Consider the following 14,040-nt stretch of genomic DNA (forward strand, 5'->3'; position numbering starts at 1 on the left):
GATTTTATATCATGAAATTTATTGAAATTGAAAACCATGTTTACAAATTGAAGTATTTATCAATTACATATGTTTTGCTATCCAACAATTTTAATTTCATAATTTTTTAGACAGACTATTGCCAACTTGACAATAACAGCCAAGTTAATTATAACATACATTCTGTCATGATATGAATACTGAACAAAAACTGTACACCATTTTTAATCGTTACTCAACCGCACTTTTAGCATATTAACTCATTGGCAATTTACCTTATAGTATTTCATCGCAATGCACCATATTAGCTAAGAGTTGCAACAAATGATCAACTAAAAACATAAGAAGGTTTTTGTTGGTTTGTCAATATTAAAAAACTACTCTCTCCTTTAATATAATCTGTACAATCAACCAACTCCGCTTTTACTGGTGCTAGACAAAAAAATAGAGGTGTCTAGTTTTTGTTCAGTTAACAATTATTTAACCTAATTGACAATTAGATAAATTTGAGCGGTCATGATTTTGAAATATTAAATTTTTAACTGGTTTAGATGTGAAATTATCATCTATTAACAAAATTCAACTAACGTAACTCATTATTATGAAAGGAAACAAGCTTAAAATTAACGGCGTAGTGACCATGTTACTGCTGATCATTTGCGGGTATGGAACTGCATTTGCCCAACAAAATGTATCCGGTACGGTAACCGACGCTTCGGGAATTCCCTTACCTGGGGTAACCATACTGCTTTCAGGAAGCAACAAAGGTGTTACCACTGATATGGATGGAAATTACTCGATAGCGGCATCAAAAGGAGAAACACTGGTATTTACATACTTAGGTTTTAAAGATGCCAGTCAACAAATTGCATCTAATGGACAAACCATTAATGTAGTATTAGAAGAAGATACACAACAACTGGATGAAGTTGTTATTATTGGATACGGTTCTCAAAGAAAGAAAGAAGTAACCGGTGCTGTTGTAGGTCTAAAATCTGAATCTATCGAAAAAGCACCTGTATCGGATTTAGGAGAATCTATACAAGGACAGATTGCAGGAGTTAATGTTCAGGCTGCCGATGGTAGACCTGGTGCAGCTGCCAATATTCAAATTCGTGGACTTGGATCTTTATTAGGTAGTAATACGCCTCTTTACATTGTAGACGGTATTCCTTATGAAGGTACACCCAACATTGCACCCGAACAAATTGAATCCATAGACGTCTTAAAAGATGGGGCTTCGGCTTCGATCTATGGTACAAGGGCATCAAACGGGGTTATCTTAATAACGACCAAAAGAGGTAAAGAAGGTAAAATTGAGGTAAATTTTAATACATACACGGGTATTCAAAACATAACCTCGGGTGTTCCATTAATGAACACTACTCAACAGATGTATCATGAAGATACCATGTTAGAAGCCTTGGGTACTGATCCTTTAATTTTCTTTTTCAATCCAGATGCATTTAAGTATGACAGTGATTTCGTTGGGGATGTACAAAATAACAACGCACTCATAAAAAATTATGCAGTAGGTATCAGTGGCGGTGCCGATGGACTTTCCATGAACTTCAACACCAATTACTTTGAACAAGAAGGTGTGCTTATTAACTCTGGTTTTGACAGATTGAGTTCTCGACTTAATGCCCAGTTCAAAAAAGGAAGGTTCTCTGCTTTCGCAAGCGTAGGCATGACCTATGAAAACACTACTCAAGAACCTTGGGGAATGTATGAGTATGCTTTAAGGCAGAAGCCATGGCAAACACCCCTAAGTTCTTTAAACGAGGTTGGTGAAAATCAGGTACAGATTCCTGTTCAGAACGAAATTCTATATAGTTACTTATCTAGTCAATTACAAAATATTGACGAAAGAAAGGTGAAAAGCACTAACATTGCCATTAACCTTGATTATGAAATTATTGACGGACTTCACTATAAACTAAATCTGGGCCGTAACAACTGGGATTACCAAAGAAAGTTCTTTCAACCACAGTACATTGTTTATGGAAATGATGGTTTATTGAACCCAACGGCTTCTAGAGAAGACGCTGTTTTACAGGAAGATTTTACATGGACACAAAGAAGTACCATAGAAAACATCTTGAAATACAATAGATCCTTTGGAAAACATAATATCGATTTAACGGGATTGATTTCTTTCGAGAAATTTGAATCCAAAACTGTAGGGGTCGGTGTAATTGGTTTTGCCAGTAACGAAACACAAGTTTTAGGAGCTGGTGAAGATAGCTCTGCACCAACAGGTAGCGAACAAACAACCACCTTAAGCGGTTTAATGGGTAGGTTCCTATATAATTTCGACGAAAAATATCTTTTCTCGGCAAGTATTAGACGAGATGGAACTTCAGTTTTTTCCGAAGAAAACAGAATTGGAATTTTCCCTGGGTTTTCTGCAGGATGGAATATATCCGAAGAAAACTTCTTAAAAAACAGCGCATCTATCAGCAACCTAAAATTAAGAGCTAGTTGGGCCGAAGTTGGTAACCAAAGTTTAAACGACCCCTATGTAACCACATCAAGAATTGAAGGTGGCGTAAATTATTTATTCGATACCGCCGAAACTTCATCTGCCGGATATATTCAAAGAAGAATTGCCAACAGTGATCTTAAATGGGAAACCAAAATTTCCAAAAATATTGGTGTAGATCTTTCTATGTTCAACAACAGGTTTACGTTCACCGCAGATGTTTATAAGAATGATCGAAAAGAGATGATACTTAATTTACAAACACCACCATCTGCCGGTACCACTCAACCAAGGGATGCGAATACATATAGTAACATTTTAATAAATGCCGGAGATATGACCAACCAAGGTATTGAACTGGCTGCCTCTTATAGAAGTAATGCCGCTAAGGCTTTTAAATGGGATGTTGCCGCAACGTTTACTACCAACGACAATGAAATTCAAAATCTTAATGGTATAGAAAGAGGCTACGGCGGTGGTTTGCCAGCAGTAACCTTAGCAGGTATCGATTATACCACTTTTCATGCTGTAGGTTATGAAGCCGGTGCTTTTTTCTTGGTAGAAAATGACGGAGTCATAAAAACCCAAACCGATTTAGATGCCTATAGGGCAATTGAACCAAGCGCCCAGTTAGGTGATATGAAATATATTGACCAAAACGGTGATAGTGTTATTGATGATAATGACAGAGTCTACAAAGGATCGGGTCAAGCAGAATTTGAAGTCGGTCTTAACTTTAACTTCAATTATAAAGGTTTTGATCTATTCATACAGAATTACTATTCTCACGGAGCTGAAATCTTTAATGGTGCTAGATACTTAGCCCATGCTACTGGTAGACATTTGGAGCAGTACAATATGTGGTCTCCTCAAAATCCAAATTCAGACATTCCTACGTTTAGACAAGATTCTTTTGGAAGCAGCTTTAGATCTCGTTCAGATTTTTGGTTAGAAGATGGTACCTATTTCAGATTGAGAAACGTAACCCTTGGTTACACCGTACCAACCGAAACTACATCTACGATCGGTTTAAGCAAATTGAGACTTTATGTTTCTGCCATGAACCCTCTAACCATAACCAATTATACAGGTTACGATCCAGAAGTTGGTGGAAACGGACTTAATACCAGAGGTGTAGACCAAGGGAATTACCCGGTAACAAGAAGATTCGTACTTGGTTTACAGGTTAAATTTTAATTAAAAAAAATTGTAACAACATGAAAATTAAATCAATAAAAACAATATGGGCACTTTCACTGACCGCAGTGTTTGCCTTGTCCTGTAGTGAAAATGAATATTTAGAGGAAATTAACCCTAATGCCATTACTACAGACGTATTTTGGGAGTCTTCAACTCAATTTGATGCTGCATTAACAACTGTTTATGGCGCAACTCAATTTCAGTCTATTAGTGGTGGTGACCTTCAATTTGAGATGATGTTGGGTGACGAGGCCGGCACAGAATCGTGGTATGCGCCTTTTGCCTATAGAAATTTAACGTATACGGATGGTGCTAGTCAAATCGCAAATAAATGGTCGCAACTTTATATCGGAATCTATAGGGCTAACCAGGTAATTAATAATTTAGCTACCTCAGACCCTTCTGTATTGGCAGAGGGTGAAAAGGAAACGATTGAGGCCCAAGCTAAATTTTTAAGGGCATTCTTCTACTTTCAGGTTGCACATACCTTTGGTGGCGGAGTTATAAAGTTAGACGCCATAGAAAGTGCAGAAGATTTACCCGGAACTTTTTCTACCATTGATGAGATTACGAACAGTATCATTATTCCAGACCTTGAATATGCTAGAGAAAATCTACCCCAAACATGGGATGATTCCAATATTGCAAGGGTAACTTGGGGCTCTGCAACTTCATTATTAGGAAAAGTGTATTTATATGATGAGGATTGGACTACCGCAGCTAGCTTGTTCAAAAGTGTAATAGATTCGGGCATATACTCCTTAACGGCAGATATTAATGACAATTTCAGACATGAAAATGAATTTAATTCAGAATCCATTTTTGAAGTTGCCTATAATGCAGAAATCAGTCCGGCATCGGGTGGTGCCGCAGTAGACGACAATAGTTTTGAAACCGGTGCAGAAGCAAGTACATTGGCCACAGCCGTTGGTCAACTTAACTATGGGGGCTATAATACCGTACTACCTACTTATTTTTTACACGAACTATTTGTAAACGATGAAGTAGATCCGTCTAACCCTGTAAACGATGATAACTTACAATCCAAAAGAATGGGAGGTTCAGTAGTACCTAGTAATGGAGACGGACTGTATTACAATGTTGAACCGGGCTCAAAGGGATGGGCTTACGGTCAAAGTACTTATGCTAAAAAACATGCCAATTGGTACCATTTGGAATTTGAAGATGGCAACAGCCGCTCTGGTATTAATTTTAGACATATACGATATGCCGATGTATTGTTAATGTATGCCGAAGCGCTACTTAACTCTGGCGGTTCTGTTGATGAGGCCATTGAATACATTGATATGATTAGAGCAAGGGCCGGTGTAATTACGCTTAGACAGTATCTTAATGAGAATGGCAATACTTTCCCTCAACTGCATGTTAGCAAACAAGTAAACGGTACACAACCAATGGTTCCTGCAACTGCTGCTACTGTTTTAACGCACTTGCAACGCGTGGAAAGACCTTTAGAACTTTGTTTTGAGGGACATCGCTATAAAGATTTGGTTCGTTGGGGAATTGTTCAAGAGGTGTATAATGATTTAAGAGCCGAGGAAATTTGGAGAGAAGAGAATTTTGAAGCTATTGAAGATCAGGCTCCTTTATTTATTAGAGAAAGAATACGACCAGATTTTCTTTTTTCTTCTCAGAACTACACTCCTGCAGTGCATAATTACTTTCCAATACCTGCAGCTGAAGTACAAACTAACGATGGTTTATAAACGATAAAAAAAATATTATGAACATAAAATATAAATTTAACTTACCCATACTCTTTTCATTTGGTTTTATGCTGTTGACATTGTCATGCGATGATGATCCGGCTGACGATGTTCAACTTCCAGAAATAAGTCATAGAGTAATAATGACCTCTCAAATGGATTTTGAAAATAAGGTCAATCTTAATGATGAAATTACATTTGGCGACGTATCGGTAGGTGTTGTAAGTAGAACATGGACTTTTCCTGAAGGAGTTGCCAATATTTCTGGTTCAGAAAACAATACTACATCTTCAGAAGATATCGTACAAGCATTCTTTACTCAATTGGGAGACCATGAAGTAAAACTACACCAAACTTTTCAAAGCAGTGCCTATGTGGGTACAGAGCAAAGAGGTACCGAATTGGATACTACAATTGTAGTTAGGGTTTTAGGAAATATTGGAGCGAACCTTACTGCAAATCTTTTAAACAGTGATGGCAGCGTAGGTGAAGCATTGACTATCGGCGATAATTCAAGAAATGAAATTATGGCAGGTAGTACGGTTAGATATTCCATTACCACTACAGGTGAGCCTGAAAATTACAACTGGTCTTTTGAAGGTGGCGATCCAACTACTTCTACAGAGGTTGTTGAAGAATTGGACGTTAAATACAAAAAGCTTGGAGAATATGGATTTGGGTTTTCTGCCAATAGGGCAAGACCAGAAGGTGGTTATGAGTTGACATATACCAATTTGGTAAAAATCATCCCTTCTACCGAGCCTGTTACACTTGATGCGATTGAAGCCACAGCTGATGGTAACATAGGGCTTAATTTTAGTAGAGAAATGGAACCTACAACTATAGATATGACAAATTTCTCGGTTAGCTTAGCAAATGCTGGTGTTGAAATTCCCGCTAAAATAGCAAGTGTAGAAGTTGATCCCAACGAAGGAAACATCGTTGTAATTAGTCTTGAAAATGATCGCGTATACAATGATGATACTGCAATAGTTAGTTATACAGCTGGAGATCTAACTACGACAGATGCATACCCTGCAGAGAGTTTTACCGATTTACCGGTAGTCTTTAAAGGCAATAACATTTTAAATAACGGCACTTATGATTATAGTTTTGAAAACTCTACTGCCGCTAATTGGCCTTACCAATGGTGGGGAGCTCCATGGGATGCTTACAATCTCGAAATTTCTACGGCGCAAGCTCAAGATGGAGAAAGTAGTGCCCTAATAGAATTTGACCCAAATGGCGGTATGATCATTGCTCATACAGACACTTCTGGGGCAGCTATTCCTTTTACGGTTGAAGAAGGCAAAACGTATGAAGTTGGGGTTTGGGTATATGTTGAAACTTTAAGTGAACCTGATACAGGTACTTTATTCGCTCCGGATTTAAGATTCTATTGGGCACCTAATACCGATTGGGGAGTTGCTCCTAACCCAGCATTCACAAGTGACTTTGCACTAAACCAATGGGTCTACTCTTCTTTCTTAACAGATTTTGGTGGTGTAGCAGGTGATTTTACTTTATCTATTAGAGGGTACAATCAAGATAATTCTACGGTAACCCGTTTTTATATGGATAACTTATCTATATCTGAAGCGGTACTAAGACCATAGACTACTTTTTAAATATGCATAAAAAGGACGAGCCTAACGGTTCGTCCTTTTTTAATTATAGAAACTTTTGTTTTAAACTACCAGTGATAAAATCTTTAATCATTAGACAATAGTTCCTTCCAATGCAGTAAAAATGCCGTAGCAATATTATCAATCAATTACTAACCAATAATCTATTCTATTTGAAGAAAATTACAATTTTATGACATTTACCGGTCTTATAACTGAGCAATAAAATCTTCTAGGTTTTCCTTTCTTTCCAACTGTAACTTTTTACGTAACCTATAACGGGTTGTATGTACAGATTCTACAGATATACCTAATAACCTAGCCATATCTTTACTAGAAAAATTCAATTTAATCAGCGCACAAATTTTGTGATCACTTTGCGTTAGCTTCGGATATTTTTCGGTTAATTTTTTGTAGAACTTTTCATTGACCGCCGTAAATCGTAGTCGAAACTCCTCCCAATTATTATTATTACTTACCGAAATAGTGCGTAATAGTTTATTTACTTCAGACTGCTGTAGGTTGTCTTTATTAGATTTTAATTTTTCTTTCAATTCTTTTAAAAACTCATCTTTCTCTACGAGCTGAAGAACCGATGCAGCAAGTTCTTTATTTTTCAATTCTAAAAGTTCGTTGGTTTTTTGTATTTCCAATTCTTTGTTTCTTCGTATTAATTGTTTTTCCAACTTATGCTTATTACGAAGATGTCTAAAAAAGAAGAAAGCCAAAATTAATATGAAAACTATAGTCCCTAATAAAATGACACGCTGTAACATCGAAATATGTTCTTCTTGTTGCAGCTTTTCAAAACGTTGCTTTTGAATTAAATCTGATTGGCGCTGTTTTTCAATTCTAAATTCATCTCTAATCTCTAACATCGATTTATTCTTAGAGCTTCTTCCATCAAAGAACAATGCATCTAACTCCTTCGCTATCTTTAAATTTTCGTACGCTTTTTGATAGTTACCTTGCTTTTTATAATGTTCGGTTAACCGTTCATAAATCAGCGGAGTAAAATCAATGTGGTTTTTATATTTTTCTGAAACCGCTATGGCTTTCTCGTAATACTGAACACTACTATTTAAATCTCCTGTATTCTGCAAAACATCTCCCCAATATGTATAAACCAAAACCATATAAGAAGGTCTATTCTCCAAGAACCAAGGTTCTATACTTTTTAATAATTCAAGTGCCTTTTGGTTTTGACCTGTTCTAGATAATATAAATGCCTTCTCAAAATTCAATTGAGACATTGGCACTTGGTTTTCTACTTCCCTGTAATAGATTAAACAACTATCTAAATAAGTATTTGCAAGTTCTGGCATATCCAACTCACGATAAGTACTTACAAAAGCAAAGTAATTATGTACCAAATAGGCAGGGTCGGTATTACCTTCTTCAACCATATTTTTTCTTATGCTCAATGCCTTATTCAAATATTTTAATGACTCTTCCTCCCGCTTATAAAAGCTATAAAACCTTCCTAATCGCCAAGCGATCAAACCGTCTAACGAATCATTTTTAATTTTATCTGCCAAAAAAAGTGATTGCCAAAAAACATCGTACGAACTTGCATAATCTGCCCTATGCCCATAAACGTCTGCCAGTTGCATTAGAGCATCAATACTTTTCAACGTATCGCCTTTTTGCAACAATTCTTTATGGGTCTGTTTTAACTTTTTTATTGCCGCTTCAGAACTTTCATACTTTATTCTGTTAGAGTCAGTAAAAAACTCATCTAACTTCATACTTACGCTATCATTTCCTTGTGCTAAAATGATTGGATAATTACCAAAAGTAAATAAGAGGATTACTAAAAATTGTAAAATGAAATTTCGACTAGAAAAAGTGTTTTTCAAAACTGTACAAATAGAAAGTTATTATACTCTTAAATATACAATAACTTATTGATTAATGATTAACCTAAAATGAGCTAGACAATTGAAGAGAAGGAATGTAAAATTAACTGAACCAATTAAATGGATTTATCTGTATCCAAAGAACAGATTCTAGTCTATAATTTGATATATCCACTTTTAAAATTCATTATAAAAAATTGCCCAAAACTTTAAAATTGAGACTAATAAAAATAGAAAAAGAGCATGGTAACGACCCCATGCCCTTAACTCAATTAAAATAAACTTAACAACTATTTTTCTACTGGTTTATAAATTCTAATCCAGTCAACCTTCAGCGTATGACCTTCCGTGTCTGCAAGTTCATTATCTGTTGGCGTATATGTATCTGATTGGTTACCCGATGCCGGACTAGACCTCCAGTCTTGGTCTTCCACATCTATAATAATATCCATTTCTTTATTCAAACCCGTACGTGTATCGGTACTTGTATCTCCAGGATTAGTTGCATTGGTATAAAACAATGGGTCTATTTGTTCTTTACCCGAAACTGTTCTTACCAATACTCCGTCTATATAATACTCTAAATGCCATGGGTCTCTCCAGTATACACCATAGGTATGATAATCTTCTCTCCACTTTATATTATCTTTCATATACCAAGAACCGGCATCTTTTGGTTGGTAATCTTGAAATGGATCTCTAATAAATACATGGTGACTTATATGCATTCTAACCTCATACCATGCATGACTTGCTTGAGCACTTTCTGAATACTCCGCTCCGTACGCTTCCATGATGTCGATTTCTTGCGTGTCATCTGGACTCAACATCCAAATTCCGTTGGCTAATACAGAGTTCATGATTTTAGCTCGCGCTTCTACATATACAGGATACTGCACCCTTGTTTTATTGGTGATACAGCCTGTACTAATTTTATCTGAGCCTTCTTTTCTTTTTGCCGGTATTTGCAATAAACCGTCGGCTACAAAAGGGATATCCCTACTCCATTCCGTAAGCCCTGGTCCAGACCAATTATTATGGTAATAATCGTCCCATTTATTAAAAAAGGCATCACCTTTATTTCCTGCAGGTGCCTCATATTCAAAATCATCTGAAAAATCTTGAAATTCCCATTCCAATCCTGACCCTGGATCTGCCGGCACTGTCATTGTACTGTAATTTTCTTCTGTTGCCTCCTCCTCTTCTACCCCTTCCTCTTCCTCTTCTTCTACTGGGTCTGTTGTGTCAACCTCATCTAATTCTGGAGCTTCATTGACGTCTGAGCTAGAACTACAATTGGATGCAGTGAGTAAAAAAAGAAATAATGCGGAGAGAACTAAAAATTTAAATTTCATGAGTAAGTTGATTTATGCTTTATTTATAACTGATATCAAGGTAGTATTTAATGGCTTAAAACATCAATTATATAACTAGACAAAAACTAACATTGGGCTGAACATGTATATTTTAAAATTGAACACCAATAGATAGGCATAGACCTAACCATAAGACTTAAGGTTTAAAAACAACTTACAATGGAACCTAAAATAGTCTAGACCAGTGGAATGAAAGCATAAATAACACCATAAAACCCACCAAATTATTGTATTTTAAAAGAGAATAATAGCAATTAAACTAACAACAAAATGTTTCTAAAAAGAGTAGCGGGTATATTCCTGTTTTTCTTAGTAATCACCTTACATAGCTGTAAGAACAAAAAGCAAGAACCTTATGTTTTAAAAGCAAGTCTACTGGTTAATGAAGACCATTCGTGGCACAATGCCTTTGTATTTTTTAGCGAACGATTAAAAGAAAAATCAAACGGTCGGTTACAATTAGAAACTTTCCCATCAGAACAACTGGCTAAAGAAGTTGAAGCCATACGAATGATCCAAGCTGGTGTGCTAGATATGACCACCACTAGTTCTTTACTTAGTAATTGGACAGAAATAATGACCTTTTGCGAATTACCTTTTCTATTACAAACACCCGATGATGTAGAAATTTTAATGCAAGGTCCTTTAGGAAAGCGCATTTCACAAGAAATGGAAGAAAAAACCGGCTTAAAACCCTTAGGATATTTTCAAGCAGGTGTTCGGCAATTAACTTCAAACAAACCGATTACGCATCCTGATGATTTACAGGGTTTGATCTTACGAGTACCCAATGTTCCTTCTTTTGTGACCGCTTGGGACGCCTTGGGTGCCAAAACCACTCCAATGGCATTTTCCGAAGTCTTTACCTCTTTACAACAAGGTACTATAGATGCCCAAGAAAATCCCCTGGCACTTATTAAGGTTTCCGGCTTTTATGAGGTTCAAAAATATGTGAACCTCACCAACCACGTAGTTAGTTGGACCTACCCGGTTATTGGCGAAAAATCATTTGAAAAACTACCTAGTGATTTACAAGCTATCTTTTTAGAAACCGCTGAAGAAATGATTGTCTATCATCAAAAGCTGTTTTTAGAAAATGAAAAAGAAATTAGAGCGGAACTAGAAGCTAAAGGAATGATTTTTATAGATGTCGATAATGCCGCTTTTATTGAAAAATGCGGAACTGCCATTTACGAAACACTTTCTCCTGAAATGCAAAAGATATATGACACCGTTAAAAAAGATTTACCATGATGACTTTCTTTAAATTGTTTAGAAAAGGAATGAAATGGGGAACCATCATCAGTACCTTACTTTTTATAGCTATTACACTAATTCAAATTTACGGACGCTTTTTTATGACAAAAGCACCATCTTGGACAGAGGAAGCTGCAAGAGTTGCGTTTATTTATGCCATTGCCTTCGCTGCTGGATTAGCCGTTAGGGGAACGTATTATGTAGATTTTGGATTTTTGGTCGAGAAGTTCAGTACCAGAACCCAAAATATGATCAAGTTTTTTATATGGACGATGACCACAGTCTTTGTTTTGGTATTTACCTACCACGCCATTGATTTTCTATTGATGGGAACCATAGAAAAATCTCCAAGTTTAAAGTATAGAATGGCAATATCCTTTTCAGGAATTGTCATTATGGGACTTTCTATACTGGTGCATTTGATTTATGAGAAACCTAAAAGCAATAAACCCTCTAAAATATGATTGCCATACTACTTATTGTTTTTGTTATTTGCCTGTTAATGCGTTTTCCTATTGCTTTTTCATTGGGAATTTCATGTATGATTTTTTTAATCTGCAATGGTACAAACCTCATCATTATGCCCATGAAGATGTATTCTGGTATAGATGTTTTTGTTTTATTGAGTATACCCGGTTTCATTATTGCTGGTAATCTTATGAACCAAGGCGGGTTGACCTCTAAAATCATAAAGTTCTGTAATCACCTTATTGGTCATGTGCCCGGCGGACTTGCTTTGGCAAACATTGGTTCTTCTATGTTGTTTGCAGGTATTTCTGGTACGGCAATTTCAGATACTGCCAGTATTGGTTCCGTAATGATACCAGCCATGAAAAAAGAAGGTTATGATGCTGATTTCGCTTGTGCGGTTACCGCATCTTCTTCTACGGTAGGACCAATAATTCCACCAAGTGTACCTATGATTATCGCTGCTACGCTAAGCGGACTTTCGGTTGGTAAATTGTTTTTGGCAGGAGCTTTACCAGGGTTATTATTGGGTGTTGCTATGTTGGTACTCACCTACTACATCGCCAAGAAAAGAAATTATCCCAAATACAAACGAAGTTCTTTTAAGCAAATATTTAAAGGGTTTATAGATACGTTTTGGTCGTTGTTAATGACGTTTATCATCCTATTCGGAATCATTGGTGGCGTATTTACACCTACTGAAGCATCAATCATTGCAGTACTTTATGCCTTCTTAGTCGGTACTTTTGTGTATAAGCGACTTAACTTTAAAAAGACCATGGCTATTTTAAGCGATGCCATGAAAACTTCCGCCAGCCTAATGGTCCTTATTGGCTTTGCCAACTTGTTTGGGTATATCCTAGTTTCTGAAAAAGTTCCTCATGAGATTTCCAATATGATTTTGGGTTTTTCAGACAACAAATATGTTGTACTACTACTCATTAACCTACTCTTAATTTTAGTGGGTACGTTTATGGAAACCATAGCGGCACTTTTAATACTATTCCCTATTTTATTAAAGGTGGCTTTAAGTGTAGATATAGATCCTATTCATTTTGCTATAATAGCACTACTCAATTTAATTATTGGGTTGACCACTCCTCCATTGGGGGTATGTTTATTTGTAGCGTCGGGTATAGGAAAAGTTCCTTTAGAAAAAGTAAGCAAAGCGAATTTGCCTTATTTAGGAATCAGCTTTTTAGTACTGATTTTAATCACCTTATTTCCACAAATAACACTGTTTTTACCAGACTTATTTATGGGCGATTGAGGCATTAAAAAACAAATAGGTTTTACGAACATGTTCTTGCCAATACTCCCATTGATGCCCACCACTAAACTCTGTGTATTCATGCGGAATTTGCAATTCGGTCAATTGGGCATGTAAATCTCTATTACCAGCGATTAATTGGTCTGCTTTGCCACAATCAAACCGTAACGGTGGCAATGTAGTCTTGTTATCGGCAATCACATCTAGCACATTGGGTTGACGTGCATTTTCGAGATAATTACTTAAAGGTTCTTCTACAAAAAGTTCCATTTCTTCTAATTTAGTAATGGCACTGTGTGCAGAAATAGCACTAAACTTATCAGAATATTTTGCGCCCAAACTTAAGGCTCCGTAACCTCCCATGGATAACCCACCAATGCAAAGTTTACTTTTATCACCCGCTTCCGGAATGTTTTCTTGGATAGCCAATGGTACATCTTCAACAATCCATTTTGCAAAATCTTTGTTGTGATGAGGAAAATAAGCAGAACCATCTCCCCACAATCCATCCGAAGGCATAGCTATAATTGCTGGTTCTATTTCTCCATTTTGCATCATTTCGTGTGCCGATTTATGTGCACCTCCTTTTAAGGCCCATGCCCATGCGCTACCATACACCCCATGTAACAAAATATAAATAGGTAAATTCTTAAGTGACTTTTCGCTTTTTGGCACAAATACACAGATATCTCCCCTACCCTTTAAATTCGGCGTTTTTACCGTTAGAAATCGGAGTCCGGCAAACTCAAAATTTGCATCGGAAAGTTCTATGGTTCTAAATGATCCTTGCATAG

9 protein-coding genes are annotated in these 14,040 nt (G+C 36.5%); 6 read left to right on the forward strand and 3 right to left on the reverse strand.

Going from position 1 to position 14,040, the window contains the following annotated elements:
• Nucleotides 1-580: 580 nt before the first annotated feature.
• From DCS95_RS04360 to DCS95_RS04370, 3 genes are read left to right on the forward strand one after another with little or no spacing between them, the layout of a single operon-like run.
• The gene (locus tag DCS95_RS04360; protein ID WP_116769594.1) at nucleotides 581-3,661 is read left to right on the forward strand and encodes a SusC/RagA family TonB-linked outer membrane protein; all 3,081 of its coding nucleotides are present in this window, start codon (nucleotides 581-583) and stop codon (nucleotides 3,659-3,661) included.
• Between the two features lie 20 nt (nucleotides 3,662-3,681).
• On the forward strand, nucleotides 3,682-5,391 hold the full coding sequence (locus tag DCS95_RS04365) for a RagB/SusD family nutrient uptake outer membrane protein (RefSeq protein WP_116769595.1): 1,710 nt from the start codon (nucleotides 3,682-3,684) through the stop codon (nucleotides 5,389-5,391).
• Nucleotides 5,392-5,408: 17 nt separating this feature from the next.
• Complete coding sequence (locus DCS95_RS04370; RefSeq protein ID WP_208630728.1) at nucleotides 5,409-7,007, forward strand: hypothetical protein; 1,599 nt, start codon at nucleotides 5,409-5,411, stop codon at nucleotides 7,005-7,007.
• Nucleotides 7,008-7,225: 218 nt separating this feature from the next.
• Here the strand turns inward: DCS95_RS04370 and DCS95_RS04375 are convergent, their stop codons facing one another.
• Together DCS95_RS04375 and DCS95_RS04380 are read right to left on the reverse strand one after the other, a co-directional pair.
• A complete protein-coding gene (locus DCS95_RS04375) occupies nucleotides 7,226-8,764 on the reverse strand; it encodes a helix-turn-helix transcriptional regulator (RefSeq protein ID WP_164674116.1) in 1,539 nt (512 codons plus the stop codon).
• A 401-nt stretch (nucleotides 8,765-9,165) separates the two neighbouring features.
• The gene (locus DCS95_RS04380; protein ID WP_116769597.1) at nucleotides 9,166-10,230 is read right to left on the reverse strand and encodes a family 16 glycosylhydrolase; all 1,065 of its coding nucleotides are present in this window, start codon (nucleotides 10,228-10,230) and stop codon (nucleotides 9,166-9,168) included.
• 291 nt (nucleotides 10,231-10,521) lie between these two features.
• Between DCS95_RS04380 and DCS95_RS04385 the strand changes: the two genes are divergently transcribed.
• The 3 genes from DCS95_RS04385 to DCS95_RS04395 are packed head-to-tail and all read left to right on the forward strand — an operon-like array spanning nucleotide 10,522 to nucleotide 13,246.
• Complete coding sequence (locus DCS95_RS04385) at nucleotides 10,522-11,505, forward strand: TRAP transporter substrate-binding protein (RefSeq protein WP_116769598.1); 984 nt, start codon at nucleotides 10,522-10,524, stop codon at nucleotides 11,503-11,505.
• Nucleotides 11,502-11,972, forward strand: a complete 471-nt coding sequence (locus tag DCS95_RS04390) for a TRAP transporter small permease (RefSeq protein ID WP_116769599.1) — start codon at nucleotides 11,502-11,504, stop codon at nucleotides 11,970-11,972. The genes DCS95_RS04385 and DCS95_RS04390 overlap by 4 nt, the downstream gene beginning before the upstream one ends.
• Entirely contained in the window at nucleotides 11,969-13,246 is a 1,278-nt protein-coding gene (locus DCS95_RS04395) for a TRAP transporter large permease (RefSeq protein WP_116769600.1), read from the forward strand. The genes DCS95_RS04390 and DCS95_RS04395 overlap by 4 nt, the downstream gene beginning before the upstream one ends.
• Here the strand turns inward: DCS95_RS04395 and DCS95_RS04400 are convergent.
• Entirely contained in the window at nucleotides 13,229-14,038 is an 810-nt protein-coding gene (locus DCS95_RS04400) for an alpha/beta hydrolase (protein ID WP_116769601.1), read from the reverse strand. The genes DCS95_RS04395 and DCS95_RS04400 overlap by 18 nt on opposite strands.
• Nucleotides 14,039-14,040 lie beyond the last annotated feature (2 nt).

It is taken from the genome of Maribacter litoralis, from assembly GCF_003075045.1.
Taxonomy (GTDB): domain Bacteria; phylum Bacteroidota; class Bacteroidia; order Flavobacteriales; family Flavobacteriaceae; genus Maribacter; species Maribacter litoralis.